Origin of the sequence: Streptomyces sp. NPDC049970 (assembly GCF_040660235.1) — a bacterium.
Taxonomy (GTDB): Bacteria; Actinomycetota; Actinomycetes; order Streptomycetales; family Streptomycetaceae; genus Streptomyces.
The window spans coordinates 68,633-94,815 of record NZ_JBFALP010000005.1 but is presented as its reverse complement, the minus strand read 5'-3'; the positions used below and the strand labels follow the sequence as shown (position 1 = coordinate 94,815).

The window sequence follows — 26,183 nt, the reverse complement described above, 5'->3', positions numbered from 1 at the left end:
TGCTGGGTCAGGGAGGCGGAAGCACCCCCTGCGGGAGGCGCGTGGAGGGGGTTTCAGGGGTGCTGACCTGGGGTGACTCCCTGCCTCCCTGAACATCATTTGTGCAGGTCACGTACAGGGAGGCGGGTCAGGGAGGCGGTCAGGGAGTTCTCCCTGCCTCCCTGACCCGCCCGGGGTGTGCTCCCTGTGTTCAGGAGGCGGAAGCGGAACCGTCGTCGTCGCGGTTGGCGAGGGCGCGGGCGATGCGTTCGCGGCCGATGACCATGCGCCCGTCGGACTTGTAGGGCTCGGCCGCCGTGCCGTCCAGCACGCGCTTGAGGTCGGCGTGCGTCCAGCTTCCGTAGCTGTCGGCGGACAGCGTCGCGAGGCGCTGCAGGACGTCCTGGGTCAGGACCCGGTTCGTGTCTCCGATGACCGTGGCGATGTCCGCGAGCGGGTCGCGGACCTCGTCGCGGTCGATGACGTGGAGGGTGGTGACGCCGTCGCGCAGGGCCCGGGCGCGGGCGGTGATCTGCGCGGCCGTGTCGTTGTCGATGTAGTGCGTGCGCACCGTGATGGATGCCTGGCCGGCCGGGATCGCGATGCCGTCCGACGCGACGACCAACGTGCCCTTGTCCAGGCCGGGGCGGAGCAGGTTCGGGGCGGCGCCGCCGTCAACGGCCTTGTCCCCGAGTGCCATGCGGGCCTGCGATTCGGTGCCCAGGGCGAGGGAGGCGCGGGTGTGGGCGCCCTCGCGGACCAGCTTGGGAAGGTTCTGGTCGGTCGGGTCCTGGGTCCCCTGCCACAGCGTGACGTTGACGGCCCGGCCCTGGTTGTGAATCTTCCGCGCGGCCATGAAGTAGCGGGAGGTGGCCTTGGACCCGCCGTAGGGGCGCTTCTTCTCGTCCACCTCCGGGCACATGAACGCCACCTGTGCTTCGTCGACCAGGAGCACGAGCGGCGGGAACACGGTTCCGGGCGGGGCCTGGAGGCGGCGCTCCATCTCGGCTACGCCGTCTTCGAGCATCTCGGTCGTGTCGACGACGTGGTCGTCGGTCGGCCCCTGGATCAGCACCGTGGCCAGGCCATCGAACATCGCCCAGTCCCCGGCACCCTTCAGGTCAGCGATGCGGAACTCCACCGACTTGTCCAGGGCCAGCCACAGGGCGAGCGCGCGGAGTGCTGCGGTCTTGCCCTGGTTGGACAGGCCGGTGATGAGCAGGTGGCGCTGGTAGAGGCTGATGGCGGCGGCATCGCCGCGCAGGTCCTGACCCCACGGGGCGCGGCCCTTGGCGTAGTCGGCGGTCAGGGTGTCGTCGGTGGTCAGCGGGGACGGGCCGATCGGCTCGTCCAGCGCGCCGGAGTCGGCGACCCACAGCCGGACCGTGCGGGCCGCCTGGGGGATGGTGATGAACACTTCGTGCTCATGCCGGGACAGGTTCTCGGCGAGCTTGCGCCGCCGGTTCTGCACCTCGTTGGTGGACACCCCGGACGGCAGGGTGACGTCGACTTCGACGCCGCATCCCGCGATCCGGATCGGCCCCAGCATGGCGGCGCCGGCGTCGCCCATCTCCTTGATGGCGTTGCGCAGCGGGGCGATACCCAGGTTCCGCAGGGCCAGCACGACCACGGACGGAGTGACCGGCTCACCCTCACTGGAACGCACGTTGGCGGGCAGGGCCCACTGCGGTGCGGCCTGCTGGTTCTTGCCCACCGCCCACAGACCGAACAGCACCGCCCACGGTCCCAGGGTCACGAGCGGTCCCCAGGTCACGGTGATGATGAAGATGACCCAGCGGACCAGTTCGACCAACGCCATGGTCGGGGCGGCGATGTCGGTGAAGTCCTTGTTCGCGACGGCCAGCATGATGCCGAGGATCAGCAGGCCGCCCGCGCCGATCGCGGCGCCGGCCGCGATGCCCCGGGCGGCGTCCATGGGTGCGGTGAGCAGGTCCATGCGGCGGCGGTGACGCTCCTGACGAAAGCGCTGCCCGCGCTCCTCCCACTCAGCCGCCGCGTCCATGTTCCCCGCGGCTTCCGCCGCACGCAGCAGACGCTCATAGCGGGAGGCGGTACGGCCCTCCCAGGTACGACGGGCAACGATCCGCGTACCGCCCACGACGTACAGCCCGTGGCGGGCAGCGGCGCGGCACGCGGTTTTGGTGTGGTCGTGGGTGGCCACCGTGCGGATACCCCGCGCGGAGCGCACCCACAGCGGCACAGACGGCCTCTCAGCGCCCGGCGCTGCTACAGCAGCGGCCGGGGCCACAGAGGGCGTCTGGGGGGCGGGTGTGGGGTCTTTGAAGAGGTTGATGACGTTCTCGGACATGTCGGTGTCTCCCGTCAACTCCCCCGGATCCGGGGGCGGTAGGGGTGAAGTGGTGGGGGTGGGTCAGGCTGCGGCGGCGGAGGGGACGACGCGCTTGGCGAGGTACTCGCACCCGTACGCCTCGCGCTCTTCCTGCTCCAGGCAGCGGTCGTGCTCGCGGTTCTGCCGGCGGGACAGCCGCTCGACACCGAGGTCGTTGCGCAGCCCGGCAACGAGCCGGTCGTACACGTCCTTGCGGCTGGTCTGCATGGCGTGGACCAGTTCGTGCACGAGCGTGATGGCGAACGTCGCCTCGTTGGGGTGCTGGTCGACGTTGATGACGACCAGGACCCCGCCGTCGGCGAGCGGAATGGACCGGCCCGCGACGTCGCGGGCCTCCCGCTTCGCGGACCGCAGGGCACGGGCCTGAACCCGCTTGTCCGTGCATCCGGCGGTCTCGAACTCGGCTGCGGTGGTCACGTCGGCCAGGTGCCGTTCCGAGGTGAGGACGACCTGCACGTCGGGCATCCGGCCGGGCACGGCCCGGTCCACGACGCGGACGGCCTCTTCGGCCAGGCGCTGGGCGGTCTTCAGGGTGGCTCGGTAGCCGGGCAACTTGTGTGTGGTGACGGTCAGCTTCACTACGTCTCGTCTCCGTTCATCGCCGCAGCTCAGACGGCGGAATCGGTGTCCAGGTCGTGGCAGGGCACACACATGCCGAGCGAGCGCGGGATGCAGTACCCGGCATCGCGACGGCAGTTCGGGCAGGTGCGGCGAGCCCGCATCGCCTTGGCCAGCGCAGCCGCGCGGCCAGGCGTCATGGGGCGTACGGGCTTGGCGTGGTCGATGCGGTAGAGATAGGCGACCAGCGGGGCCCGGCGGCGGCGCGGGCGGTGGAGCACGGCGGCGACGTCCTGTCCGCCGGGCCGCAGCCCCAACGCCCGCAACTGCCTGCGAGTGGCGTATCCGTCCGGAGCGAGACGCCACCGGAACTCAGGCAGCGTCGCCATCAGGCGACCATGCGTTTCCACGCGCCCCGCAGCCGGACCTCTGATGCCGAGTGGCCGGCCGCCCGGAACCGGGTGGCCATCTCGCGGTAGGACAGGGCCGGGGTTTCGCTGTGCCGGATCTCGTCGACCAACGCGTCCAGCGCGTCATCGGTGAGGGCGGGCGCCGCTTCCAGGGCGAGCGCCGGGACAGGCTCGGTGGGGCCCCAGACGGGGAGTTCCCAGCGGGGTGTGACGCCGGGTGTGACGGGGGTCGTCACACTGGTCAGGGCCCTGCTGGTGTCCTCCCCGTTGCGTGCTGTCTCCAGCGTCGACCATGCCTGGGAGAGGGTCTGTGCGGTCTTGGCCTGGACGCGTGCGACGCGTGACCCGGCTTCCGTCACGGCCGTCAGCCGGGTCTCCTCGGTCGCGGCCTCGGCCCGCAGCCGGGCGCGGGCCACGGCCGCTTCGTCGCGGGCCTCCTGCTGGATACCCCGGATCGATCCCAGCGCGGTCGGGGTGAGCGCGGTCTGTTCCCACAGCCCGTGCACCAGCCACAAGGCTTTGGCTGCGACGGGCAGCCAGGCCACGGCAAGCCACGCGCCGGCGGACTCCTCGGCCAGCAGTGCGTGGGCGACCAGGACGCCGGTCGCGATCAGGCCGAATGCCCAGCCGACCCCGGTGACCACGCGGCTGTGGTCGCCCTGCGCGGCGAGGCGGCGTTCGTAGGCGAGGGTGGCCAGCCATCCGCCGTCGATCCCGATACCGACGACCAGAGCGACGGGCCACGGCATCGCCGTGCCGAGCCACATCATCACCACGGCCAGAGTGAGGACCATGGACACCGCCGTCATCGCGACGGCCGGCAGAACGGTCTTGGCCTTCATGCCGCACCGCCCCGCTGGGCACGGCTGTAGCGCACCCAGCCGATGACCTGGGCGAGGACGCCGCCCGTGGCCAGCCAGCGCCACGACGGCTCATCCAGCAGGGATGCCAGGCCCGCCCCGGCCAAGGCCAGTGCGATGCCAGCGAACACGACGATCAGTGCGCCCCTCTCTGAGGTGGTGTTGGCGCTCATGCCGCACCGCCCGTCAGGGGCGAGGCGGCGCGGTTGGTGAGGTCCCGCCGCGCCGCCAGGACCCGGTTGTGGGCCCGGCGAACGCGCCGTACGTCCAGCTCGTTCGCCGGGCGGTCGATGGTCATGATCTGCGCGTCCAGCAACTCGACTTCCGCCCGGATGAGCGGCATCTCCAGCTCGATCGCGTCCAGCTCAGCGGCCGACGGCTCGAAGTCGAGCGAGGCGGCCGTAACAAGGTCCTGAAGTGCAGCGATGATCTGCATGGGTCGTTTTCTCCTAGCGGTAGGACGGCCCAACAACAGCGGCCCCGGTGTCTCACCACCGGGGCCGCGCGCCGTCTGCGGGTGAAGCGGGAAAGGGTGTTCCGGCTCCCCTCTGCCCCGCCCGTACGAGACGGGCGGAGGAGGCAACCGGCCGCAGCAGCCGAAGCGTGTGCGGTGTGGTTGACGTGCGTGTCTCCTTCGGGGGCGACTCCCGTTTCACGGAAGAGCCGCTAGCCCGTTGTAGGCAGAGACATGACCTTTCGGTCTCGTGCCATCCGGTTGACAAGGGGTCCGGTGCCCTCCCCCCGACCGATGCGGGGCTCCTGTGCCGTGCAGCCCACCGCCGTAGGGCAGAGGGAATAAGCCGCAAGCAAGCACACTTGAAGGAGCTGCACCACTTGCTCAACTTGTTGGTACAAGCTGATGCAGTGATGGTGCACCAACGGACTGTGAAGCGTCAAGCGATCGGGGCCTACATGTACCAACAAGTTGAGCGAGTGCGTCATGATGGAGTCATGAGCAAGCAGCCGAAGTACCGGCAAGTCGCGGATGCTCTGCGCCGCGAAATCGACAACGGGACGTATCCGCCCGGGTCGCGTCTCCCCTCGGAGAGCGAGCTGTCGGCGCGTTTCGACGCGTCGCGGAACACCGTGCGGTCCGGGCTTGGCCTGCTCGTTACGCAAGGGCTTGTCACGTCCAGCCAAGGCCTCGGGTACGAGGTGGCCAAGCATGAGGTGTTCGAGCTGAACGCCTCTCGGTTCGAGAACCTGAGCTTCCCGCAGAACGGGGACGCTTACAGCACGGACGTCACGGCCGCGGGCCGTCGGCCGCACCAGACGTTCAGGGTCGAGATTCTGCCTGCGCCGGCCGAAGTGGCGGAGCGGCTCAAGATCGACCCTCAGTCACGCACCGTTCTGCGGTTCTGCCATCGGTACGTCGATGATGTTCCGTGGTCGACGCAGGCCACGTACTACCCGGCGTGGCTGGCCGATGAGGCACCCCGCCTTGCGGAGCCGGGCGACATCGAAGAGGGCACTACCCGATACCTGGCCGCTCATGGGACCGAACAGATCGGTTACTTCGACGAGATCTCGACCCGCATGCCGACCCCGGACGAGGCGCGGTTGCTGGAGATTGGGGCGGGGGTGCCGGTGCTCCTCTGGATGCGTACCGGGTACTCGGCGGAGCGGCCCATTCGCTGCACAATCACGACGTTCCGGGGCGATTTGAACCGGATGAACTACGAGATCGGCGACCAGGCCGCGCGAAGCGAGAACGAACCTAAATGAAGATAACTTCCGCTTGCCCAGAAGACGTGACCAAGCTCTTGGCCTTCCGCGAAGAGGCAGCGACCTGGCTTAGGCGTCTGGGCAGCGACCAATGGCAGCGCCCTTATCCTGCGGATCGGTTGCTCGCCACAATCCGAACAGGGGCTGTCTTCCTGGTCATGGATGACGAGGTGACGGCAGCCACCATCACGCTCTCGCCGGACGTGGAAGAGGGACTGTGGACCGAGCAGGAGTTGAGTGAGCCGTCCAGGTTCGTCACCAAACTGACTGTGGCCCGAACCCATGCCGGGCAGGATATTGGTGGCCGGCTTCTGGATTGGGCCGGAGATCGGGCCTATCGCGATGGCGCGAAGTGGCTACGCCTAGACGCCTGGACGACAAATGAGGCGCTACAGCAGTACTACCTCGGGCAGGGATTCGAGCACGTGCGCACGGTGTGGGAGGGGGATGCGGTTAACGGAGGTCCCCGTGTATCTGGGTGGCTTGCGCAGCGTGCAACGGCGCCAGCGGACCATGGCTTCGAAACTGCACCGTCTGTGGTGCGCCGTACCGAACCGCACCGCTTTCCACCGAATATTCAGTAGCTCCATAGGCATTTGTGGGGGCTGCTGGGTGCCGGAGGTGAATCAGCCTCTCGCTAGGAGCCAGTTATCCGGCGAACGGCCGTACCAAGAACTGTCGCCATACGAACAGGAACTGCGTTACCAATTTGCCGCTCGATTGCCCCATATTCCCCTTGGAAATCGTAATCATGCGGAAACGTCTGGAGGGTGGCGGCTTCTCGCAGGGTAATGCCGCGATTTTCTTCCGGGTGAATGAAGGTACCGCACGCAGGCGTCGTGCACCGTGTCGTCATCGTGGGAGACGGAACATTCCATTTGATCCGCCCGTAAGATGCTGTGGCATTTTTTCTACCTAGCCGCTTATGGCACTCAAGCTGATGTTCCTCCGGAAGATCGAATCTTCCTCCGCCCACTGGAATGGCCGCTATGCGGTTCAGAACCTTGTCCGAGCTTCTGCGGGATCGGTCGAGCGGATCCCCCTCACGGGCTCCGGACTGTAGGCCTGCAAAAGCTTCCCTAACAGACATCGACCCGCGAAGATCAGCAACGACATCGGAAATATCTGAGGGCATTTTCGTCCGCTTGCCCCTTACCGCCAGCATGATTAGGCGACGCCTGCGCTGCGGGACGGCGAACTCGGAAGCTTCGAATCGATAAATCATCGACACATACCCGAGGCTGCTCATAGATTCCCGCACGTATTGAAGGCGCGCATCCTTGGCCAGGCCGGGAACGTTTTCAAGAAGGACCGATTGAGGCATGAATGCGCGAACGAATCTCACGGTATGAACTACGAGATCATTGCGCTCTTGATCAGTCAAACCTTTGCCGGACGCGAGCGAAGAGAATCCTTGACAAGGGGGGCAGGTCTTAAGCAACGTCAACTCGCCGAGGGATAGTCCCAATTGCTTACGCATCGCAGACGCCGGCAGCCGACGGATATCTGTTTCCCACAGATGTGCAGACGGGTGATTTTTCGCATGCGTTGCGGCAGCGCTGGGGTCATTCTCAACTGCGCCGAGGACGGAGAAGCCGGCTCCTGTGAGCCCCTGCGTGGCTCCGCCGGCCCCCGCGAAGAGATCGATGGCAGAGGGCTGTGTCACAGCTGGATGCTAGCCCACAAGGTCATGTTGTGACTATGGCTTGCGCTCCCTGCAACCCTCGTGCGCCCTAGCCAAGCTGACTACCCCTCATGCAAGATGTCGCCTCCACGAGCGCAATCCCAGGGGGGACTTGATGCTGGAGCAGTCAGACCACCACGAGCAGCTGCCTATGCACACAGCTGACGAGCGCGACACCCCGCACGTGGGAGGCGAGGGCAGCGCCGATGCAACGCACGTCTACACCATGCGCATCAGTCGGCTGACCATCGACAAGCTCGGCATCAAACTCTACGACCGCGTCGCCGCGGTTCTCGCCGAACTCATCGCTAACTCGTACGACGCTGATGCCGAAAACGTTACTGTCACTCTGCCGTGGGGTGCCTTCCTGTTCGACCCGAAGACGCCCCACCTGTCTGCTGCCTATGAGGTCGTGATCTCCGATGACGGCCACGGCATGACCCCCGACGAAGTGAACCACCACTACCTGACCGTCGGAGGCGATAGAAGGACACGAACCGGCAGCGACAAGTCTCGCGAAAAGCATCGACCTGTGATGGGCAGGAAGGGCATTGGGAAGCTTGCGCCGTTTGGTATTTGTAAGACAGTAGAGGTCATTTCCGCTGGTGGCGAGAAGACCGAGGACGGCTATCTGACCTCTCACCTGATCCTGCACCTACCCGAGATGCTCGCAGACACAGAAAAGGACTACAATCCCGAAGTTGGTGGGTTGGATGGTACCTACTCCACAGATCACGGGACGACTATCAAATTGCGGGACTTCTCTCGAAAGAGGGTTCCTAGTCGGGACGAGTTGGATCGCCAGCTCGCGGGCCGTTTTGGGCTTGAGCGCAGCGACTGGCGCGTTTGTGTGAAGAACGCTTCCGCCCTATCGGAGCAGTTCACGCTTGGGCAACTGAAGATCGACCTCATGGATGGCACCCGAATTGATTTGGCTAATCGGCCAGTTCAGTTCGAATCGTCTTTTCTGCCTGTCACCGGCTATGTCGCCTATAGTGACAAGTCCTACAAGGACGCCAATATGGCTGGCGTGCGCATCTATGCTCGCGGCAAGTTCGTTGCTCAAACTATGGATTTCGGGATTGTCACTGGATTCCACGGCGAGTTCAAGCTACGTAGTTCCATCGTGGGAGAACTTCACGCGGAGTGGCTGGATGAAGATGAGGATCTCATTCGATCTGACCGGCAGGACATCATCTGGTCTTCGGATTTGGGTGAAGCGTTGAGTACATGGGGTCAGGATTTGATGCGTGAACTTGCAAAACGTAGCGAAGAGCATACTCGGCGAGCAAAGACTCGGGAATTCATGGAGGCGTCAAAGCTTGAGGAGAAGCTTGTCCGGGCCGCACCTTCTGATCCGGTCTACCGAGACAGTGTCAAGGAGGCTGCGGCACTCCTCGTGAGGGATTCCGATAGGGATTCGCTCAAGGATCCGGAGCACGTTGAACGCATCAGCAAGCTGGCTATGTCTCTGGGGCCTCATCGAAGCCTCCTGCAGACGCTGCGAGAAGTGGCTGACACGACCGAAACCACGATCGACGCCGTCATGGATCTGTTCCACAAGGCGCACATTGCGGAGATGTACTCGCTGGGGCAGGTCGCAGCTGAGCGCTTGGAAGTTGTCGCGAAACTCGAAGCTCTAATCGCAAATGGAAAGACGCTGGAGCGGCCGCTGCAGGAGTTGATCGAACAGGCTCCTTGGCTCCTGGCCCCTGAGTGGACTCCGCTAGGTATGAATGAATCGCTAAAGCGAGTCAGGGCAAGTTTCGAGGTGTGGTATGCCAAGAAGTTTGGGGTGGAGATCAACACCACTGCCATTGAGCGAAGGGCGAAGGAGCCAGACTTCGTTTTGCTGCATGACTCGGGCGTTCTCTGGATCGTAGAGATCAAAAGGCTCGGATATAAACTGACCGACGCTGAATTCCTGAACGCAATGAACTACATGGATTCGTTGTGCAAGTTCCTGGATGAGAATCCCGATCTCGGCCAGCAGTTCCCTTACCGTAAACTGACGTTTGTGGTCGACCATATCGATCGACTCAATTCGGTTTCCGTGTCCTCGCTTGAAAGTGATCCCCGTGTCTCGCGCAAGACGTGGCACGAAGTTCTCGACTCCACCAAGCGAGCGCACAAGGACTTCCTGGAGCGCGTGGAGGCAACAGCGGGTGGATGGACTCCTGTAGCGCCGGTAATCGCTCCGAAGGTCGTCGCGCCTCGCAGTTCGGACGCGAGTCCAGTCGCCGGTCAGGGACAGCTCGACATGTAGACGTACTTCGTCCGGCGCCGCAGGTGGCGGGCCAGTCACAGCGAGCCGGATCCAACCGGAGCCCTTGCCGTACAGCGGCGTTGTACAGAAGGCCGCAGCATCCATGCGGCTGACACTCCGGTCTCAGTTGTGGTCTCGATCCCTGCTCCATCCGCGAGCGTCCGCCACCGTCCAGGAGAGCGCGAATAGGCGCATGACCAGCCAAGCGGACAGTGGGACGGACAGCTGGGGACGCTCGCGGACCGTGACCGGACAACTCGTAATGCGTAGGTCTCGGGTTCGAATCCCGAAGGCGGCTCTGCGAAACCCCAGGACTCACTCGCCGTGACCTGGGGTTTTCGCTTTTCCTGGGTGCGGGCGGTGTCCGCGTGTACCGCCGCCTACGAGAGGGAGCGCATGGCCGGGTACGGGACGACGGCGACGGGCGCGCTGCCCGGTCCGCTCGTCGGTGTGGAGTGGCTCGCCGGGCGGCTCGCGGTGCCGGGGACCGTGGTCCTCGACGCGTCCGTGGGCGCGCACCGCGCGACAGGGCGGCGCATTCCGGGGGCCCGGCGCTTCGACATCGACGGTGCCATGTCCGACCATGCCGTGCCGCTGCCCCACACGATGCCCGGAGCGGTGGAGTTCACCCACGCCATGCGGGCCCTGGGCGTGGACGGCACGGACACCGTGGTCGTCTACGACACCGTCGGGATCTACTCCTGTGCCCGTGCCTGGTGGATGCTCCGCGCCATGGGGTTCGACCGGGTCGCGGTGCTCGACGGCGGCCTGCCCGCCTGGGAGGCGGCCGGCCGGCCGGTGGAGAGGTGCGAGCCGGACAGTGCCGAACGGGTCGAACGGCCGGGTGACTTCACCCCGCGCCCACGCCCCGGAATGTTCGTCGGTGGCGATGCGGTCGCCGAGGCACTGGCCGATCCCCGTTCGGTGGTCCTCGACGCGAGGTCCCGTGAGCGGTACGCGGGTTCGGTCGCCGAGCCCCGGCCGGGTCTGCGGGCGGGCCATATGCCGGGGGCGGTGAACCTGCCCTTCGGCGAGATCCAGCGCGACGGCCTGATGCTTCCGGCCGAGGAACTCCGCTCGGCGTTCGCGGCGTCGGCCGGGGGCCGGGAGCGGCTCGTCGTCAGCTGCGGATCGGGCGTCACCGCATGTGTCCTGGCGCTCGGGGCCGAACTCGCGGGGTACGGCGAGGTGTCCGTGTACGACGGGTCGTGGAGCGAGTGGGGTCTGCCGTCGGACCGGCCGGTGACGACCGCCCCGGCCTCCGGCTGACGGGCCCGGAAGGTCACGGCCGACTCGTGGGGCCGGTCGGCCTCGGCCGGTTCTCGGACGTCACAGGCGGCCTGCCCGGAGGTCGGGTCAGCGGGTCAGGCCGGCGACCAGGCAGGCAGCTTCGTCCAGCACCGCCCGTTCGCCCGCCGTGAGCCTGGGGTCCGTACCGCGCAGGGTGGTGGCGCGTGCGAGGGCTTCGGCGGGGACACCGCCGTCGGCGCCGAACCCCGAGAGCAGGGCTGCGAGCAGGTCTCGCACGGGCGCCTCGGCGGGGAGTGACGGGGTGAGTGCCAGCTGGGCCAGGATCAGTGCGGACATGGCCCGGTCCAGGGCGGGAGGCCCTTCGGCCGCCGTCAGCCAGTCGGTCACCCTGGGGCCTTCGGGGCTCAGGATCACGTTCTCGGGATGCAGGTCCAGGTGCAGGATCCTGTGCTCGGGGTCCTGCGAGAGCCTTGACGGGATCGAGTGCAGTTCACGCAGGAGCCCGGCCAGCACACCTGCCCCCTCGGCCGCGGTGAGCGATCCCGCCAGCAGCGCCTCGGCCAGCGTCGGGCCGGTCAGCCGCTGCAGCACCAGGTCCGTCGGCAGTGCCCCGTCGGCCGGCGGGCCGATGCGGGGGACCGGGTAGCCCGAGGCCGAGAGGTAGGAGATCACCGCCAGCTCGCCGGCGGCGTCGGTGCCGTCGCGGTAGCGGCGCAGGACCCAGGGGCCGTCGAGTTCGTACACGTCGGCGGTACGTCCTGAGCCCAGGAGTGGGCCTATATGCATGGGGGAAACCTAACCCGCGCCACTCCGTGCGGGGGAGTCACCAGCGCATGTGGACATCCTCGGCCCAGCCCAGGAGCCGCTCCACGGCGATGTCTTCGCCGTCGTCGGTGCGGATCCTGCCGGTGTAGTGGCCGAAGCGCTGGTCGGTGCGGTTGGCGATGAGCCCCACGTCGGTCTTCACCGACCGGTTGTGGAACGGTGTGAACACGAGGTCCACCTGGCCGGACGCGGTGGTGCGGACGGTCCAGGGGGCCAGGGGGTCGGAGACCGACCACTGCCACTCCAGCTCCTCGCCGATCTTGGTGAGCCGGCCGTCGACGCAGAGGCCGTTCTCCGTGGAACCGGTGCCCTCCGTCCAACGGCCGCCGAACTGGAGGCCGACCGTGTGCCCGTCCGTACGTCCGGAGGCGGCGCCCCAGTTCCAGTCGACCGTGCGTGGCCAGCGCCCGCGGCCGTGGTCCAGGACCGCCCAGCTCTCGTGGCGCTCGCCCGCGAAGGTGAGGATCTCGCTGCCGACCCGCACCCGGCCGGTGGCGGGGAGGGCGGTGTGCTTGGAGGTGTACTGGAAGCGCTGTTCGCTCCACGGGACGACCACCGACAGCGACTCGTGCCCTTCCGGGCGTGACACCAGGATGTCGACCTCCAGAGGCAGGCGTTCAGGGGTCAGACAGCGTGCCCGCAGCCGGGTTCCGGCGTTCTCGTCACGGATCTCGACGCGTACCCTCCCGCCGGTCGGCCGCGCCGGCCCGACCACCACGTCCTCGGAGCCCGGTGCCCCGGCGATGGTGTCGGGCAGGCTGACGCCCCGTCCGGCGGGGACGATCGAGGAGCACTCGAACTCCTTCCCGCCGGGCCCGAACTCCAGGAGGTAGACCGAGTTCAGGGCGAGGAAGTCGAGGTCGCTGACGGTCAGGGCCACCAGGTGGGTGGGCGTGGTCACGCACCAGTGCTCCCACCGCTTCGTCCTGCCCCAGCCACGCAGGTTGGCGCGGTGCAGCGGCGTCCTGGACCAGCCGACCGCCGCCGGGTTCAGGGTGCCGTCGGGCAGGCAGAGGTCGACCGGCTCGGTGATCTCGTGTTCGTGCGTCGCCATGGCCGGAGCCTATAGCCGCGTCACGTCCCGCTTCCGTACGACCGGGCGCGCCGGACAAGCCTCGCTCGCACGCCCCGTGCCGAGCCCCCGCTCGTCGGCGCCGGTCTTATGGACGGTGCTACTTGGCGTCCGAGTAGCGTTCGACGACCGCCGTGGTGAACGGGAACCGGACCGGTGTCTCCCCGAAGGCCACCCGGCCCGCCAACTCCCCGGCCTCACGGATCGCCTCCACCACCGCGGGAGCCTCTTCGGCCGGGCAGTGCACGATCACCTCGTCGTGCTGGAAGAACACCAGCTCGCCCCGCGAACCGCCCGCGGCGAGCGTGCGACGCAGCGCCGCGAGCAGCAGCAGAGCCCAGTCCGCCGCGCTGCCCTGGACCACGAAATTGCGAGTGAAGCGGCCCCTGGCCCGGGCGTTCGAGGAGGCGTAGCCCGGGGTGAAGCCGTACCCGCCGGTGGCTTCGCCGGTCTGCGGCTCTTCGCTCTCCTGCGGGATCCCGGCTTCCCCGGCTTCCCCGGCCCCGGCGGCGGGCGGACTCGTGCGGCCCAGCCAGGTGCGGACGAGACGGCCTTCCTCGCCCGCCTTCGCCGCGTCGTCGACGTAGGCGACAGCATGGGGGAACCGTCGTCGCAGCGCCGCCAGGTTCTTCAGGCCGTCGCCCGAGGTCTGCCCGTAGACCGCGCCGAGCAGAGCGATCTTCGCGTGGTCGCGGTCGCCGTGGAACGCCCGGTCGGACAGGGCCTTGTAGAGGTCGCCGTCGTGCCCGGCCACCTCCATCAGCCCCCGGTCGCGGGAGATCGCGGCCAGCACGCGCGGCTCCATCTGATCGGCGTCCGCCACGACCAGCCGCCAGCCGTCGTCGGCTACGACCGCCTGGCGTATGACCTTGGGGATCTGCAGGGCACCACCGCCGTTGGTCGTCCAGCGGCCGCTGACCGTGCCGCCCGGTTGGTACTCGGGGCGGAAGCGTCCCTCGCGCACCCAGTCCTGGAGCCAGCTCCAGCCGTGGGCGGTCCAGACGCGGTACAGCTTCTTGTACCGGATCAGCGGCTCCACCGCCGGGTGGTCGACCTCCTCCAGCTCCCAGCGCCTGGTCGACCTGACCTTGATCCCGGCCTGGGCGAAGGCCTTCACGACATCCGCGGGGAGATCGGGGCGCACCCGTCTGCCGAACGCCGCCGAGACCTCGTCCGCAGCCTCGGCCAGTCTGCGCGGCTCTCCACCGCCCGCGTAGCGCTCGCCGAGGAGGTCGTTCAGCACCGCGCGGTGCACGTCCGCCCGCCAGGGGAGGCCGGACTTGTTCATCTCGGCGGCGACCAGCGTGCCCGCCGACTCGGCGGCCGTGAGAAGCCGCATCCGGCCGGGGTGTTCGGCGGCCTCGTGGCGGCGCAGCTGCTCGGCGTAGACCTGGAGCAGCGCTTCGAACGGCAGGTCGGTGCCGGAGCGCGCCTCGAAGAGGGAGGACTGGGAACCCGGCTCGGCGGAGCGGGGCGGCGGGTCGGGCGGCACGGGTGAGTCGCGCAGCCGCGCCCAGGCCGCCGGGGCGGAGCGCGGCTCGCCCAGCCTGCCCTCATGGCCGAGCAGCAGGAGCTCGGCGCACTCGATGTCGTAGCAGCGCTCGACCCGGACGCCCGCCGCGAGCAGCCGGGGGTAGATCCCCGCGGTCGAGCGCCAGACCCAGCGGACCACGTCCGGGCGGGAGCGGACGGACTCCACGAGGTCGGGTTCGGCCAGGACGGGACCCGCGGGCAGGCCGTCGCGCGTGAGTGGCACGAGGAGTGCGCCACCCGCCTCCGCGACGGCCAGAGCCCAACGTTCGGTCATGCGCCGAGTCTTGCACCCGGCACTGACAGCGGCCCCGGACCCGCCGGGCGGATCCGGCACGGGTCCCGTCCCGCGTAAGGGATCCGGCTCCGGGGCTCGTCCCGTGCACAGGAGCCGGCCCCGGTCCCGTCGCGTGCAGTGGATCCGGCTCCGGGCGCGTCCGCCTGCGGGGTCGGCCCCGCGCACGGTGCCGGGCCGACCCGCACCCGGCACCCGGCCCCCGCTCGCCGGGCGGGCGCGCCGGACTGCCGGGAGGATCGGAGTGGGGTGCGCGAGGGGTGCACCGGAACGCGGCGAGGACACGGAGGAGACGGCGATGGAAGCGATTGTGTACGAGGAGTTCGGCGGCCCCGAGGTACTGCGCCTGGTCCAGGTCGACGACGTCCGTGCCGGCCCGGGCGAGATCCGGGTCGCGGTCAGGGCCGCCGGGGTCAATCCGATCGACTACAAGATCCGCAACGGCTGGATGGAGGCGGCGTTCCCGTCCCCGCTGCCCGCCACACCGGGCAGCGAGTTCGCCGGGGTCGTCGACGAGACCGGCGAGGGCGTGACGGAGTTCGCGGTCGGCGACGAGGTCCTCGGCCGGAGCACGACCGGGGCGTACGCGGAGTACGTGCTGGCCGACGTCGGCGCGGTGGCTCCCAAGCCGGCGGGCCTCGGCTGGGCGGAGGCCGCCGCGCTGCCGGTCGCCACCGCGACCGCAGCCCGGGTGCTGGACGAGCTCGCGCTGTCCGAGGGCGAGACCCTGCTGCTGCACGGGGCGTCCGGAGCGGTCGGTTCCGCCGCCGTCCAGCTGGCCGTGGCCGGAGGTGCCACCGTCGTGGGGACCGCCTCGCCGGCCAACCACGACTACCTGCGGGTGCTCGGCGCGGTTCCGGTGGCGTACGGGGAGGGGCTGGTGGACCGGGTGCGGGAGGCCGCGCCCCAGGGGGTCGACGCGGTGTTCGACGTCGCGGGGAAGGGCGCGCTCGCCGACTCGGTGGAGCTCCGTGGCGGTACGGCCGACCGGATCGTCACCATCGCCGACCCCGACGCGGCACACTACGGCGTGGCCTTCTCGGCCGGTGGCGGGAACGCCCCCGACGAGGGCAGGCGGCTCGCCGAGTACGCGCGGTCGGCTGCGGTCGGCGGCCTGCGCGTCCCCGTCGAGCGGACTTTCGCGCTGCGCGAGGCGGCGAGCGCCCACGAGCTGAGCGAGGCCGGACACGTGCGCGGCAAGCTGATCCTGCTCCCCGGGGAGCGCTGAGGCGCGGGGAGCGGCCCTCTACCCTGGCCGTATGGAATCGGTGATCGACCGGGCGTGCGCCGCGGCCCTGTACTCGGACGGCGACGCGGGCCTCGACACCGGCGCCTCGCTCCTGGCCGCGGACCCGTCAGCCGACGACGAGCTGCACCGCCGTGGCGAGGAGTTCGTCCGCCGCGCCTGGGCGCGCGGCTGGCAGCCCGCCGACGTCGTACGGACCGTCCGGCGCGAGCTGGACGAGGACGCGGCCGCGGTGGCCGCCGCGCTCATCACCGCGGAGACGGCGGGCTACGGACGGCTGCCGCCGCGCTGGGACGACCAGCTGGCCACGCTGCCCGCCCCGGCGCCCCGCAACCGGCCCGACCGCTTCACGTACGCCTCGGCGCTCCTCGAGCTGTACCGGCTGCTGCTGCGCCTCCCCGTCATCGAGCCCGTCGGCCCGCCGCCCGGTACGTCGGCCGACGCACCCCACCGGCCACCCGTGCACGGCGAACCCCGGATGCTGACCAGGATCCGGGCGCTGCTCGCCAAGGCGGAGGCGACCGGCTTCCCCGAGGAGGCCGAGGCGCTCACCACCAAGGCGCAGGAACTGATGGCCCGGCACAGCATCGACGAGGCGCTGCTCGCCGCCCGTAAGGCCGGTGCCGGGGCCCCCGGCGCCTGCCGGATCGGGGTCGACGCGCCCTACGAGAGCGCCAAGGCGGTCCTGCTCGACTCCATCGCCTCGGCGAACCGCTGCCGTGCCGTGTGGAACAGCGATCTCGGCTTCACCACGGTCGTGGGGTTCGAGGCGGACCTGGAGGCGGTGGAGCTGCTCTTCACCTCCCTACTGGTCCAGGGCACCGCCGCGATGACGAGGGCGGAGGCCGGACAGCGGGCGGCAGGACGCAAGCGGACCAAGACGTTCCGCCAGTCCTTCCTGCTGGCGTACGCCCAGCGCCTCGGCAGTCGTCTCGCGGCCGACACCGCCCGTGTCACCGCCGCGGCCGGCTCCGAGCCCGGCTCCGAGGGCCGCGACGGCGTACGGGAGGGGCTGCTGCCGGTCCTGGCGGCCCGGGACGTCGCCGTCACCGACACCGCCGAGCGGATGTTCCCGCGGACCACGACCACCCGGCTGCGCGGGGCGACGGACGCCGAGGGCTGGAACGACGGCACGGCCGCCGCGGACCGGGCGACGATGGGCGGTCGAAGGCCCGGAATCCGACGCTGAATCACGCAATGCAACTGAAGTCGGACTTATGGTGAAATCCGGCTAGGCTCGCTCCATGAGCTGGCTCCGGGCGCTGAAGGAGACCGCCCGCTCGGGGCTGACGATCGAGCGGCGGAGTCTCGAACCGCTCATCGCGTTGCGCGGCGCCGCGGGCCTGGCGATCGTGGTCGGTCTGAGCCTGGCCCTGTTCGGACCGGTGATCGCCGCCGGATCCGCGTTCGGCGCGTTCCAGGCGGCCATCGCCACCTTCCAGCGCAGCTGGCGCCCCCGTCCCGTGCTGGCGCTCGTCTCCGGCGCCAGCCTGGCCGTGTCGACGTTCATCGGCTACCTCACCGTCACCCACACCGTCCTGTTCCTCGTCCTGCTGCTGCTCTGGACGTTCGTCGCGGGAATGACCTGGGCCGCCGGCTCCACCGCGGGCATCATCGCGAGCTCCAACGTCGCGATCATGCTGGTCACCATCACCCTGCCGACCTCCGTCGCCGACGCCGCGGCGCACGCCGGGATGATGGCCTTCGGCGGACTGGTCCAGGCGGCGCTCATCGTGCTGTTCCCCGTCCGCAGATGGGGAGCCCAGCGCGACGCGCTCGCCGACGCCCTGGCGGCCATGGCCGACTACGCCCGCAGGCTGCGCAACGACCCGGTCGCGCCCTTCGACCCCGTACCGCTGATGACGGCACGCAGCGCGGCCGCCGTCACCCCGCGCCAGGCCCGGCGCCGCCCGGCCGACCTGCACGGCGCGCGCGGGGTCGCCGAACGGCTGCGGCCCGTCCTCGCCTCGCTGGCGGATCCTGCGCTGGGCGTCCCCGCCGAGGGCCCCGAACGCTACTGGGCCCAGGAGATCCTCGTCGCCGCCGGATCCCTGCTCGACTCCGCGGCCCGCGCGGTGCGCCACGGCGACCCGGTCCAGCTCGACGAGACGGCGCTCTCCGTACTGAAGTCCCCCGACACCGAGGTGATCCTCGTGGGGCCGCCCCGCAGGGCAGCCGACCGCCTCGCGTCGCTCCTCGCCGACGTCATCGAGATCGCCGAGGGCACCGGCACGGACGACCGGACCCCCGGGGAGCCCCTCGTCCCGCACCGCCGCCGTCCCACCCTGCTCCGGCTGGTGCCCGTCGTGTACCGCGCCATGCGCCGCGAGACGCGCCTCGGTTCGACGATCCTGCGCCACGCGATCCGGGTATCGGCGGTGGCCTCGGCCGGCTATCTCGTCGGGCTGGCGCTGCCGTTCGGCCACGGCTACTGGGCGCCCATGACCGCGGTGATGGTGATGCGCCCGGAGTTCAGCCAGACGTACTCCCGTTCCGTGGCCCGCTTCGGAGGAACCGTGGTCGGGGTCGGGTGCGCCACCGGCATCGTCCAGTTGGCGCACCCGACCGCGTGGCCCTCCGCGGCCCTCGCCGTCGTCAGCGCCGGCCTGATGTACCTCCTGATGCGCACGGGCTACGCCGTCAGCCAGGTCTGCGTCTCCGCCTACGTCGTCTTCCTGCTCGGCATGGCCGGCAACGACTGGTCCCAGACCGTCACCGAACGCGTCGTGCTGACCCTCGTCGGCGGGCTGCTGGCGATGGTGTCCTACGCCCTCTACCCGGCCTGGGAGACGCCCCGGCTGCGCGAACGGCTCGCCGGATGGCTGGTCACGGACGGGCGGTACGCGGCCACGGTCCTCGACCGGTACGCCGATCCCGCCTCCAGGACCCTGGACGACGTGCGCGCGGCGCTGCTCACCACGCGCGAGGCCCGCGTCGCCTGGCAGGAGGCCCTGGACACGGCCCGGCACGAACCCGTACGCCACCGGGGCATCTCCCGGACCGCGGCGTCGGAGGCGCAGGACGCGCTCGCCCAGTTCGGCCGGGTCGCGATGCTCATGGAGGCCCATCTGCCGGCCGCCTCCGCCCACCCCGTGCCCGAGGCGGCCCGGCTCGCCGACACGCTGCGGCGGGCCACCGAGCAGGCCGCCAAGGCGGTGAGGGAGCGCCGGGTGCCCGACTGGGAGCCGGTCCGGGCGGCACTGAAGCGCCGGGACGACGCCGAGGGGCCGCCGCCGGACACCTTCGTGCGCAACGGGGCGACGCTGCTGCTCCGTGCCCTGGAGGACTTCTCCCAGGCGCTGGAGGCGGTCGGGAGGTCGTAGGCCCGGCGCGCGCGGTAAGGGCGGCGATCGGAGGGCCGGAGTGCGGAATCCTCCGATACGGAGTGCCCCTCATTGATTCAGGACCCGGGAAACGGAGCCCGGCCGTCACGGTGTGAACAGAACAACTGCGTTAAGAGGGAGCCGAATTGGCGTTCTGTTCGTCTCTCTCCATGGAGGCGGCCGAACGGGCCGTCCGGGAAGTGGATCAGAAGAAAGACTGTAATCGCGCGCGCACCCCGTGTGCACGTGCATCTGCTCATGCATTGGCATATGAACACAGCTATGATCCGAGCTAGTTGACACTTGCACCTTGCAACTCGGGGAGCGTCCTGTGCACCACGTGTACAACGGCATGGCGGCCACAGAGCTCCGCGGAGTCGTCTGGCAGAAGAGCAGACACAGTAACTCCCAGGGTTCGTGCGTCGAGTTCGCGAAACTGCCCGGCGGAAATGTGGCGATGCGGAACTCGCGCCACCCCGACGGGCCTGCGCTCGTCTATACGCCGGCCGAGATCGAGGCGTTGCTGCTGGGCGTCAAGGACGGGGAGTTCGACCATCTGGCGGCGGGCGGCTGACCGCCCGCCCGGGCGATCGGGGCAGGTCGGATGCGCGGTGCGTACGCCGGCGCACGCAGCGGTCACGCGCGCCGCTAGGCGGATCGTCGGCGCACCACGAGGCTCGGGGCGGCGGGAACGCCGACCACGGGCCCAGGAGCCGTGGTGGTGGTCCTACAGGCTGTAGGGGAAGGCCTTGACCGGGACGGGCGGCAGTGCGAGGCGCTCCGGAGCCGTGTGGTCCGTCAGCCTGAACAGCGCCCAGACCACCTTTCCGTGTGAGCTCCCGGCGGGCGGGGAGTCCCCGCCCAGGGTCGGCGAGGGGTGCCAGCCCCAGCTGTCGCTGAACGACTCCACCAGGAACAGTCCCCGGCCGGACTCGGCGCAGTCCGGTGCCTCACCCGCGACCGGGCTCTCCTCGCTCGGGTCGCGCACCGCGCACACCAGCCGCGAGGTCCAGCGCATCAGGTGCAGCCTGACGGAGGAGCTCTGCCGCGTCGTCGCTGTTGCCGCTTCGTCCGGGAGGCCGTGCCGCAGTGCGTTGGTGACCAGCTCGGACACGACCAGGGCGACGTCGTCGAAGCGGTCGCCCAGGTCCCAGGAGGTCAGCGTCGTACGGGTGAACTTCCGCGCCCCGCCCACGGCTTCGTACCGGGCCGGCAGCGAGCAGGAGGCCGAGCCCGCGACCGCGGAGGGGTCGAGGGGTGGAAGCCCCTGCCGTAACGGCTCGAGCGTCGTCGATCCATTCGTCCCCATGTGAGGCGCTCCCCGGATTCGCGGCTGTAGCGACACTGCTTGTAGCGGGTACAGCGGCACAGGCGGCACGACACGAACGAGCGCGCAGGTGCGTGGGGCCCATGGTCGCCAATGCGCAGGACAGATGCAAGAGCAGATGCACGTGCACGCGCCGGACCTGCCCGGTAGCGTGCCGGTTCTGACTCATTTCTTCCGCTTCATAGTTTTGGATTTTTCGCAAAGCCTTGCCATCTCTGTAATCGAATGAGTACGGGCTGAAGCGTTTTGGTGGCAGAATCCGGCTCCGGGGTTCGGGGGAGCCCCGGTGCACGGGAAGCGATGGGGAGGGTCGGAAGTCAGTGTCGGCAGGCGAGTCGAGTGGTTCTGTGGTGCGGCGCATCCTGCTGGGCTCACAGCTCAGGCGCCTGCGCGAGTCGCGCGGCATCACGCGTGAGGCGGCCGGCTACTCCATCCGCGCCTCCGAATCGAAGATCAGCCGCATGGAGTTGGGACGGGTGAGCTTCAAGGCCAGGGACGTCGAGGACCTGCTCACGCTGTACGGAGTCACGGACGAGGCGGAGCGGGATTCCCTCCTCGGCCTGGCCCGTGAGGCCAATGTGGCGGGCTGGTGGCACAGTTACGGCGATGTGCTGCCCGGCTGGTTCCAGACGTATATCGGTCTGGAGGGGGCGGCCTCGCTCATCCGGATCTACGAAGTGCAGTTCGTCCACGGACTGCTGCAGACCGAGGCCTACGCCCACGCCGTCGTCGCGCGGGGTATGCCCGGCGCACCGGCGGCCGAGATCGACCGCAGGGTCGCGTTGCGGCTGGCGCGCCAGAAGGCGCTGGTCTCCGAACGCGCCCCCCGCTTCCACGCCGTGCTCGACGAGGCGGCGCTGCGCCGTCCGTACGGCGGGCGTGAGGTGATGCGTGCCCAGTTGCGGCATCTGATCGACATGTCGGAACAGCCGAACATCACGCTTCAGGTGATGCCCTTCAGCTTCGGCGGTCACGCCGGTGAGAGCGGAGCGTTCACGATGCTCCGTTTCCCGGAATCCGATCTGTCGGACATCGTCTATCTGGAGCAGCTGACAAGTGCGCTCTATCTGGACAAGCCCGAAGAAGTCGCCCAGTACGAAAAGGCCATGGTCCGGCTCCACGAGGACAGTCCGGGGCCCGAGGAGAGCCGGGATCTTCTCCGGGGACTCCTTCAACTGACCTGAACAGCCAGTAAGATGACGAACCAACAGGAGTCTGCGCCTGCAGTAAGGGATTGCATGTCCTTCTTCGGTGAACTTGCCCACCAGTACATCGACGGTGAGTGGCTGTCGGGTGGCGGTGCGTGGGACATCATTGATTTCAATCCCTACAACGGCGAAAAGCTCTGCTCCATCACCGTTGCGACAGCGGCTGAAGTGGATCGCGCCTACCGGGCGGCCGAACGTGCCCAGTCCGAATGGGCGAAGGCCAATCCTTATGAGCGCCGAGAGGTTCTCGAGAACGCCGTCCGGATTGTCGGCGAGCGCAGCGCCGAAATCATCGAGCTCATCGTCGACGAGCTGGGCGGCACCCGGTCCAGGGCCGAGTACGAGGTCCGGGTCGCGCAGGAGTTCCTGCGCCAGGCCGCGGGACAGGCGCTCCGCCCGGCGGGCCTGCTGCTTCCCTCGCTCGCGGACGGCAAGGAGAACCGGGTCTACCGGCTGCCGGTCGGCGTCATAGGTGTGATCAGCGCCTTCGACCTCCCCTTCCTGGTGACGATGAAGACCGTCGCCCCCGCGCTCGCGCTCGGGAACGCGGTCGTCGTCAAGCCCCACCAGAACGCCCCGATCGCCGGGGGAGGCCTGGTGGCCCGGATCTTCGAGGAGGCCGGCCTGCCCGCCGGACTCCTCAACATCCTCGTCACCGACAGTGCCGAGATCGGCGACGCCTTCATAGAGCACCCCGTTCCCAAGGTGATCTCGTTCACCGGCTCGGACCGGGTCGGCCGTCACGTCGCCGCCACCGCGGCCGGGCTCTTCAAGAAGACCGTCCTCGAACTGAGCGGCAGCAGCGCGCTCGTCGTACTGGAGGACGCCGACCTCGACCGTGCCGTCCGGGCGGCCGTCTTCAGCCGTTTCCTGTTCCAGGGTCAGGCCGGCATGGCCGCGAACCGCATCCTGGTGGACCGGTCGGTGGAGGCGGAGTTCGCCGAGCGGCTCACCGCCGAGGTGTCCGGCCTCACCGTGGGTGATCCGCGTGATCCGGCCACCCGCATAGGGCCGGTCGTCAGCGAGTTCCAGGCGGACGCGCTCACCGCCCTCGTCGACGGAGCGCTCGCCGACGGAGCCACGGCCCTCGTGCGTGGCCGTGTGCGCGGCACGCTCGTGGAGCCGACCGTGCTGACCGGTCTGCCGGAGGGCTCGCCGCTGCTGGAGCAGGAGATCTTCGGCCCGGTGGCCCTGATCACGTCGTTCGACGGTGAGGACGACGCCGTACGCATCGTCAACGCCGGCCCCGGCGGGCTCAGCGGTGCGGTGCACACGGCCGACACGGAACGCGGTGTCAGGTTCGCCCGGCGTGTCACAGGCGGGATGTTCCACGTCAACGGTGCCACCGTGCAGGAAGACCCGCTCGTCGCGTTCGGTGACGAGACGCGGCCCGGCATGGGGCGTCTGAACGGGGAGGCCGCGGTGGAGGCCTTCACCACCCGGAAGTGGATCTCGGTGCAGCACGGGCGAACGATTTTTCCCTTCTGACACCCGCGGTTGAGGACAGGTTCCGACCTGATGGTTCCGTACGTTGACTGTTGTCGCAGACCGTCACGTACCACCGAAAGCAGACATCATGGTCACCCATGTTCCCGCAGGCGCCCCCGACGACGAGCGGGGCGTGCTTCTCGCGTTCGTCGAGGCACAGCGCGGCGCGATCCGGCGCTCCGTGCTCGGACTCACCGAGGAACAGGCCGCGAGCCGTCCCACGGTCAGTGAGTTCTCCCTGTCCGGCCTGCTCAAGCACACCGCCGAAACGGAGCTGAACTGGCTTCGAATGGCCCAGCAGATCCCGAACGAGCTGGTGCGGAACGAGGAGACCTGGGCCGACGGATTCCGCCTCGTCGGCGACGAGACGATCCCGCAGATGCTGGAGTTCTGGAAGAAGGTCGCCTCGGAGACCGAGACCTTCATCGTGCACGAGGTCGACAGCATGAACGACACCTTCCCGCTGCCGCCGGCGCCCTGGTTCCCCGAGAACGAGCGCTGCTCGATGCGCTGGCTCCTGGTCCATCTCGTCGAGGAGATCGGCCGCCACGCCGGTCACGCCGACATCCTCCGCGAGTCGCTGGACGGCAGGAAGGCGCTCGACCTGGTCGCCCAGGAGGCGGGTTCCTCCGGCGGGAGCTGAATACATAGGGTGTGCGCATGTCGGCGATCCGTCTCCTGGTCCTGGGTGCCGTGCGCCAGCACGGCCGCGCGCACGGCTACATGGTGCGCAACGACCTGGAGTACTGGGGCGCCCACGAATGGTCGAATGCCAAGCCGGGGTCGATCTACCACGCGCTCAAGCAGATGGCCAAGCAGGGACTGCTCCTCGCCCACGAGGTCGCCCCTTCGACGGCGGGCGGCCCGCCCCGCACCGAGTACGAGATCACCGGGCGGGGCTCCGAGGAGTTCTTCGCACTGCTGAGGTCCGCCCTGACCTCCTACGACCAGGGCGTCGACGTGCTCTCGGCCGGAATCGGCTTCGTCGTCGAGCTGGAACGGCCGGAGGCGGTGGCGCTCCTACGCGAGCGCATCGCCGCGATCGAAGGCTGGCGCGCCTCGGTCACGGAGCACTACACGCCGTCCGAAGGCCCCGAATCGCTCGGGCACATCGGCGAGATCATGAACCTCTGGGTCCACTCGGCGGACGCGGGCGCCGAGTGGACCCGCGGTCTGATCGCACGGATCGAGGCAGGCGCGTACACCTTCGCGGGGGAGGGCGAGCCGTTCGTCGGGGTGCTGTCGGAAGGGCAGGAGAACCCCTACGCGACGGGAGTGCCCGACCCCGGGGACATCGGCTGACCCCGGGGGCCGGGCGCCCCCGCAGCGGGGCGGATCAGTGGTGGAAGGCCGTCTGGGCCGACTTGTCCCGGTGCAGCGGATGCGGCTGAGCGCGCAGCTCCGGCAGGAGCGACCGCAGGTCGTCCAGCAGCAGCTCCGCCAGATCGGAGGAGAAGCCGTTGCGGCAGACCACGCGCAGCACCGACAGGTCCTGGCGGTTGGCCGGGAAGGTGTACGCGGGCACCAGCCAGCCGCGCTCGCGCAGCCGCCTGGACACGTCGAAGACGTCGTACGCCTTGACCCCCGGCCCGGTCGTCGCGGCGAACACCGGAAGGTCGTCGCCCCGGGTCAGGAGCCGGAAGTCCCCCAGCTCCTCGAACCCCGCGGCCAGTCTTCGCGCGATGTCACGGGAGGCCTGCTGGACCGCGCGGTAGCCCTCCCGGCCCAGTCGGAGGAACGTGTAGTACTGGGCCACCACCTGCGCCCCCGGCCGGGAGAAGTTGAGCGCGAAGGTCGGCATGTCACCGCCGAGGTAGTTGACCCGGAAGACCAGCTCCTCCGGCAGCTCGGCGGGTGAACGCCACAGCGCCCAGCCCACGCCCGGGTAGACCAGGCCGTACTTGTGCCCCGAGGTGTTGATGGAGGACACCCGGGGAAGCCGGAAGTCCCACACCAGGTCCTCGTCGAGGAACGGGGCCACCATCGCCCCGGACGCACCGTCCACGTGGACCGGGATGTCGAGTCCGGTGCGTTCCTGGAGGCCGTCCAGCGCGGCGCACAGCTCGGCGATCGGCTCGTAGGAGCCGTCGAAGGTCGAGCCGAGGATCCCGACCACGCCGATGGTGTTCTCGTCGCACAGTTCGGCGGCGGCCTGCGGGTCCAGGTGGAAGCGCTCACCGTCCATCGGGACCTGGCGGGCCTCGACCTCCCAGAACGTACAGAACTTCTCCCAGCAGACCTGCACGTTGACGCCCATGACCAGGTTGGGCCGCGCGGAGCCCGGATAGCGGTCGGCGTTCCTGGCGGACCAGCGCCGTTTGAGCGCCATCCCCGCCAGCATGCAGGCCTCGCTGGAACCCGTGGTCGAGCACCCCACGGCGGTCGCCGGGTCGGGGGCGTTCCACAGGTCGGCGAGCATCGCCACACAGCGCCGCTCCAGCTCCGCGGTGCGCGGGTACTCGTCCTTGTCGATCATGTTCTTGTCGCGGCACTCGCTCATCAGCACACCGGCCTGGGGCTCCATCCAGGTGGTGACGAACGTGGCGAGGTTGAGCCGGGAGTTCCCGTCGAGCATCAGCTCGTCATGGACGAGCCGGTAGGCGGTCAGTGGGGGCAGCGGACCGTCCGGGAGCCGGTGCGTCGGGGGTGCCGCCACCATCTCCGCGGTCGGGTCGGCCTCCCCGAAGAACGGGTTGAGGGCCAGTCTGCGGTGCTCGTCGGACGGTGTCGCCCTGTCGTGCGAACCCTGGTGGAGTGGCATCGGT

The 26,183-nt window shown here is 69.1% G+C and carries 24 protein-coding genes; 12 read left to right on the top strand and 12 right to left on the bottom strand.

Annotated elements, in window-relative coordinates:
* Nucleotides 1–190: 190 nt before the first annotated feature.
* From AB0I83_RS11625 to AB0I83_RS11600, 6 genes are all read right to left on the bottom strand, one after another.
* Nucleotides 191–2,308, bottom strand: a complete 2,118-nt coding sequence (locus tag AB0I83_RS11625; RefSeq protein ID WP_363304440.1) for an ATP-binding protein — start codon at nt 2,306–2,308, stop codon at nt 191–193.
* 63 nt (nt 2,309–2,371) lie between these two features.
* Nucleotides 2,372–2,929: a hypothetical protein gene (locus AB0I83_RS11620; protein ID WP_363304439.1), complete on the bottom strand. Its 558-nt coding sequence runs from the start codon at nt 2,927–2,929 to the stop codon at nt 2,372–2,374.
* Nucleotides 2,930–2,958: 29 nt separating this feature from the next.
* Entirely contained in the window at nt 2,959–3,297 is a 339-nt protein-coding gene (locus AB0I83_RS11615; RefSeq protein WP_363304438.1) for an RRQRL motif-containing zinc-binding protein, read from the bottom strand.
* Nucleotides 3,297–4,160, bottom strand: a complete 864-nt coding sequence (locus tag AB0I83_RS11610; protein WP_363304437.1) for a protein spdB — start codon at nt 4,158–4,160, stop codon at nt 3,297–3,299. Before AB0I83_RS11610 ends, AB0I83_RS11615 begins: the two co-directional genes overlap by 1 nt.
* A complete protein-coding gene (locus AB0I83_RS11605) occupies nt 4,157–4,309 on the bottom strand; it encodes a hypothetical protein (protein WP_363304436.1) in 153 nt (50 codons plus the stop codon). The genes AB0I83_RS11610 and AB0I83_RS11605 overlap by 4 nt, the downstream gene beginning before the upstream one ends.
* A gap of 38 nt (nt 4,310–4,347) precedes the next feature.
* Nucleotides 4,348–4,614 (bottom strand): DUF6284 family protein, encoded by a 267-nt coding sequence (locus AB0I83_RS11600; RefSeq protein WP_363304435.1) that lies wholly within the window; start codon nt 4,612–4,614, stop codon nt 4,348–4,350.
* A 515-nt stretch (nt 4,615–5,129) separates the two neighbouring features.
* Between AB0I83_RS11600 and AB0I83_RS11595 the strand changes: the two genes are divergently transcribed.
* Both AB0I83_RS11595 and AB0I83_RS11590 read left to right on the top strand, forming a co-directional pair.
* Nucleotides 5,130–5,903, top strand: coding sequence for a GntR family transcriptional regulator (locus AB0I83_RS11595; protein ID WP_363304434.1), 774 nt, complete (start codon nt 5,130–5,132; stop codon nt 5,901–5,903).
* Nucleotides 5,900–6,487: a GNAT family N-acetyltransferase gene (locus AB0I83_RS11590; RefSeq protein WP_363304433.1), complete on the top strand. Its 588-nt coding sequence runs from the start codon at nt 5,900–5,902 to the stop codon at nt 6,485–6,487. The genes AB0I83_RS11595 and AB0I83_RS11590 overlap by 4 nt, the downstream gene beginning before the upstream one ends.
* Before the next feature lie 53 nt (nt 6,488–6,540).
* Here AB0I83_RS11590 and AB0I83_RS11585 read toward each other — a convergent pair whose 3' ends face one another.
* On the bottom strand, nt 6,541–7,569 hold the full coding sequence (locus AB0I83_RS11585; protein WP_363304432.1) for a DNA cytosine methyltransferase: 1,029 nt from the start codon (nt 7,567–7,569) through the stop codon (nt 6,541–6,543).
* A gap of 133 nt (nt 7,570–7,702) precedes the next feature.
* Between AB0I83_RS11585 and AB0I83_RS11580 the strand changes: the two genes are divergently transcribed.
* Together AB0I83_RS11580 and AB0I83_RS11575 are read left to right on the top strand one after the other, a co-directional pair.
* Nucleotides 7,703–9,853, top strand: coding sequence for an ATP-binding protein (locus AB0I83_RS11580; protein WP_363304431.1), 2,151 nt, complete (start codon nt 7,703–7,705; stop codon nt 9,851–9,853).
* Nucleotides 9,854–10,249: 396 nt separating this feature from the next.
* Complete coding sequence (locus AB0I83_RS11575) at nt 10,250–11,122, top strand: sulfurtransferase (protein ID WP_363304630.1); 873 nt, start codon at nt 10,250–10,252, stop codon at nt 11,120–11,122.
* An 87-nt stretch (nt 11,123–11,209) separates the two neighbouring features.
* On the opposite strand, the gene AB0I83_RS11570 is transcribed toward AB0I83_RS11575, so the two are convergent.
* The 3 genes from AB0I83_RS11570 to AB0I83_RS11560 form a co-directional block, all read right to left on the bottom strand.
* A complete protein-coding gene (locus tag AB0I83_RS11570) occupies nt 11,210–11,890 on the bottom strand; it encodes a phosphotransferase (RefSeq protein ID WP_363304429.1) in 681 nt (226 codons plus the stop codon).
* 37 nt (nt 11,891–11,927) lie between these two features.
* On the bottom strand, nt 11,928–12,983 hold the full coding sequence (locus AB0I83_RS11565; protein WP_363304428.1) for a DUF2804 domain-containing protein: 1,056 nt from the start codon (nt 12,981–12,983) through the stop codon (nt 11,928–11,930).
* 118 nt (nt 12,984–13,101) lie between these two features.
* On the bottom strand, nt 13,102–14,808 hold the full coding sequence (locus AB0I83_RS11560; RefSeq protein ID WP_363304427.1) for a bifunctional 3'-5' exonuclease/DNA polymerase: 1,707 nt from the start codon (nt 14,806–14,808) through the stop codon (nt 13,102–13,104).
* 316 nt (nt 14,809–15,124) lie between these two features.
* On the opposite strand from AB0I83_RS11560, the gene AB0I83_RS11555 reads away from it, so the two are divergent.
* The 4 genes from AB0I83_RS11555 to AB0I83_RS11540 all read left to right on the top strand — a co-directional run bounded on the left by AB0I83_RS11555 (nt 15,125) and on the right by AB0I83_RS11540 (nt 19,969).
* A complete protein-coding gene (locus AB0I83_RS11555) occupies nt 15,125–16,054 on the top strand; it encodes an NADP-dependent oxidoreductase (RefSeq protein ID WP_363304426.1) in 930 nt (309 codons plus the stop codon).
* A 31-nt stretch (nt 16,055–16,085) separates the two neighbouring features.
* Entirely contained in the window at nt 16,086–17,261 is a 1,176-nt protein-coding gene (locus AB0I83_RS11550) for a DUF2786 domain-containing protein (protein WP_363304425.1), read from the top strand.
* Nucleotides 17,262–17,316: 55 nt separating this feature from the next.
* Nucleotides 17,317–19,395 carry an FUSC family protein gene (locus tag AB0I83_RS11545; protein ID WP_363304424.1) on the top strand — a complete coding sequence of 693 codons (2,079 nt, stop codon included), beginning with the start codon at nt 17,317–17,319 and terminating at the stop codon, nt 19,393–19,395.
* A gap of 331 nt (nt 19,396–19,726) precedes the next feature.
* Nucleotides 19,727–19,969 (top strand): DUF397 domain-containing protein, encoded by a 243-nt coding sequence (locus AB0I83_RS11540; RefSeq protein ID WP_033296523.1) that lies wholly within the window; start codon nt 19,727–19,729, stop codon nt 19,967–19,969.
* Nucleotides 19,970–20,122: 153 nt separating this feature from the next.
* On the opposite strand, the gene AB0I83_RS11535 is transcribed toward AB0I83_RS11540, so the two are convergent.
* Complete coding sequence (locus AB0I83_RS11535; protein WP_363304423.1) at nt 20,123–20,704, bottom strand: ATP-binding protein; 582 nt, start codon at nt 20,702–20,704, stop codon at nt 20,123–20,125.
* Nucleotides 20,705–21,042: 338 nt separating this feature from the next.
* Here AB0I83_RS11535 and AB0I83_RS11530 point away from each other — a divergent pair, with 338 nt between their 5' ends.
* From AB0I83_RS11530 to AB0I83_RS11515, 4 genes are all read left to right on the top strand, one after another.
* Nucleotides 21,043–21,906 (top strand): helix-turn-helix transcriptional regulator, encoded by an 864-nt coding sequence (locus tag AB0I83_RS11530; protein ID WP_356532414.1) that lies wholly within the window; start codon nt 21,043–21,045, stop codon nt 21,904–21,906.
* Nucleotides 21,907–21,960: 54 nt separating this feature from the next.
* Nucleotides 21,961–23,418, top strand: coding sequence for an aldehyde dehydrogenase family protein (locus AB0I83_RS11525; protein WP_363304422.1), 1,458 nt, complete (start codon nt 21,961–21,963; stop codon nt 23,416–23,418).
* Between the two features lie 88 nt (nt 23,419–23,506).
* A complete protein-coding gene (locus AB0I83_RS11520) occupies nt 23,507–24,061 on the top strand; it encodes a DinB family protein (RefSeq protein WP_356532417.1) in 555 nt (184 codons plus the stop codon).
* A gap of 17 nt (nt 24,062–24,078) precedes the next feature.
* Nucleotides 24,079–24,720 (top strand): PadR family transcriptional regulator, encoded by a 642-nt coding sequence (locus tag AB0I83_RS11515; protein ID WP_356532419.1) that lies wholly within the window; start codon nt 24,079–24,081, stop codon nt 24,718–24,720.
* 34 nt (nt 24,721–24,754) lie between these two features.
* Here the strand turns inward: AB0I83_RS11515 and AB0I83_RS11510 are convergent, their stop codons facing one another.
* A complete protein-coding gene (locus tag AB0I83_RS11510) occupies nt 24,755–26,179 on the bottom strand; it encodes a glutamate decarboxylase (RefSeq protein WP_356532420.1) in 1,425 nt (474 codons plus the stop codon).
* Nucleotides 26,180–26,183: the final 4 nt, after the last annotated feature.

Excerpts from the sequence above, each read along its gene's own strand:
- AB0I83_RS11625 (WP_363304440.1), bottom strand. The coding sequence starts at position 2,308 with ATGTCCGAGAACGTCATCAACCTCTTCAAAGACCCCACACCCGCCCCC.
- AB0I83_RS11615 (WP_363304438.1), bottom strand. The coding sequence starts at position 3,297 with ATGGCGACGCTGCCTGAGTTCCGGTGGCGTCTCGCTCCGGACGGATAC.
- AB0I83_RS11610 (WP_363304437.1), bottom strand. The coding sequence starts at position 4,160 with ATGAAGGCCAAGACCGTTCTGCCGGCCGTCGCGATGACGGCGGTGTCC.
- AB0I83_RS11600 (WP_363304435.1), bottom strand. The coding sequence starts at position 4,614 with ATGCAGATCATCGCTGCACTTCAGGACCTTGTTACGGCCGCCTCGCTC.
- AB0I83_RS11595 (WP_363304434.1), top strand. The coding sequence starts at position 5,130 with ATGAGCAAGCAGCCGAAGTACCGGCAAGTCGCGGATGCTCTGCGCCGC.
- AB0I83_RS11590 (WP_363304433.1), top strand. The coding sequence starts at position 5,900 with ATGAAGATAACTTCCGCTTGCCCAGAAGACGTGACCAAGCTCTTGGCC.
- AB0I83_RS11580 (WP_363304431.1), top strand. The coding sequence starts at position 7,703 with ATGCTGGAGCAGTCAGACCACCACGAGCAGCTGCCTATGCACACAGCT.
- AB0I83_RS11575 (WP_363304630.1), top strand. The coding sequence starts at position 10,250 with ATGGCCGGGTACGGGACGACGGCGACGGGCGCGCTGCCCGGTCCGCTC.
- AB0I83_RS11570 (WP_363304429.1), bottom strand. The coding sequence starts at position 11,890 with ATGCATATAGGCCCACTCCTGGGCTCAGGACGTACCGCCGACGTGTAC.
- AB0I83_RS11565 (WP_363304428.1), bottom strand. The coding sequence starts at position 12,983 with ATGGCGACGCACGAACACGAGATCACCGAGCCGGTCGACCTCTGCCTG.
- AB0I83_RS11560 (WP_363304427.1), bottom strand. The coding sequence starts at position 14,808 with ATGACCGAACGTTGGGCTCTGGCCGTCGCGGAGGCGGGTGGCGCACTC.
- AB0I83_RS11555 (WP_363304426.1), top strand. The coding sequence starts at position 15,125 with ATGGAAGCGATTGTGTACGAGGAGTTCGGCGGCCCCGAGGTACTGCGC.
- AB0I83_RS11550 (WP_363304425.1), top strand. The coding sequence starts at position 16,086 with ATGGAATCGGTGATCGACCGGGCGTGCGCCGCGGCCCTGTACTCGGAC.
- AB0I83_RS11545 (WP_363304424.1), top strand. The coding sequence starts at position 17,317 with ATGAGCTGGCTCCGGGCGCTGAAGGAGACCGCCCGCTCGGGGCTGACG.
- AB0I83_RS11535 (WP_363304423.1), bottom strand. The coding sequence starts at position 20,704 with ATGGGGACGAATGGATCGACGACGCTCGAGCCGTTACGGCAGGGGCTT.
- AB0I83_RS11525 (WP_363304422.1), top strand. The coding sequence starts at position 21,961 with ATGTCCTTCTTCGGTGAACTTGCCCACCAGTACATCGACGGTGAGTGG.
- AB0I83_RS11520 (WP_356532417.1), top strand. The coding sequence starts at position 23,507 with ATGGTCACCCATGTTCCCGCAGGCGCCCCCGACGACGAGCGGGGCGTG.
- AB0I83_RS11515 (WP_356532419.1), top strand. The coding sequence starts at position 24,079 with ATGTCGGCGATCCGTCTCCTGGTCCTGGGTGCCGTGCGCCAGCACGGC.
- AB0I83_RS11510 (WP_356532420.1), bottom strand. The coding sequence starts at position 26,179 with ATGCCACTCCACCAGGGTTCGCACGACAGGGCGACACCGTCCGACGAG.